At 66.9% G+C, this 1,149-nt stretch carries 1 protein-coding gene; it reads right to left on the bottom strand.

The genetic code is table 11. The features are described from left to right. Positions 1-272: 272 nt before the first annotated feature. Positions 273-1,149: polysaccharide biosynthesis tyrosine autokinase (locus ACNPM4_RS01075; protein ID WP_448984407.1), on the bottom strand; the 877-nt coding region annotated here is incomplete at its 5' end.

Below are 1,149 nucleotides of genomic sequence, written 5' to 3'. Positions count from 1 at the left end.
AGCGCCGGCGACCGCTCGCCGGCGGTGTTGTGGAGGTCGTCGGGATTTCTTTGGGGATGAGGCGAGCTCAAGGAACGGAAAGGACATGATGTCACCGTTTTCTGGGGCAGGTTCAACGATCAACCAGCACCACGCCGCTGTTTACACCCCGGCGGTGAAGTGCGAGTCCCCCTCGCAACTCATGAAGAGTAACCGGCTCAGGAGGCAAAGACAAACGGGCACCGCCTTCCGGCCGATATACACGCCATGATGGCGTGAACCCGGGTCGGCGGTCAATCGCTGTAGTACTCACTACGATGACGGTCGGGGCGGGCCCTGTTCAGCACGGTCCCGAGGATGCGTGCGCCACCCGACTCGAGCGACCTGATGCTCTTCGTCAGCGCGGCACGGCGCGTCTTGGTCGCGTCGACGACGAGGATGACACCGTCGGTCTGGGTGGCGAAGAGATTCGCGTCCGCGACGCTCAGCGTAGGAGGAGAGTCGATCACGACGTAGTCGTACTCCGCTGCGGCGAAATCGAGCAGCTGCGCCATGCGCGACGACGTGAGAAGTTCGGCGGGGTTGGGAGGCACGGTGCCGGCGGGCAGGATGTCCAGCGTGCTGTCGGCGACGCTGTGCTTGGCCACCTCGAACTCGACTTCGTCGAGCAGCACGCTCGTCAGACCGATCGAGCCGTCGATGCCGGCGTGCTCGTGCGCACGCGGGCGGCGCATGTCGGCGTCGATCAGCAGCACGGAGTTGCGGAGACCCGCGAGCGTCATGGCCAGGTTCACCGACACCGTCGACTTGCCCTCGGCCGGCATGCCCGACGTGACCAGGAGCACCTTCACGCGCGACGACACATTCGCATAGGCGAGCGCGGAGCGGATGCGGCGGAACTCCTCCGACGTGTGCCCCAGCGGCTCCTGCGCCACGGCGATGCCGCGCGTCGCCAGCAGCGGGGACTTCGACACGACACCGAGCACGGGGTCGCCCCCCGCCTGTGTGAGCGTCTCCTCGTTGCGCACCCGGGTGTCGAGCACCCCGATCAGGATGGCGACGGCCAGGCCGAGCACCCCGCCGAGGAAGCCGCCGAGAAGGGCATCACGAGGCTTGCTCGGGGTGAACTGGAACTCCGGCACGACCGCGTCGTCGATCACCTGCGCGGTG

It is taken from the genome of Microbacterium umsixpiens, from assembly GCF_053543675.1.
Note: the sequence above shows the minus strand (reverse complement) of the source record. Positions and strands in the feature narration are given on the sequence as shown.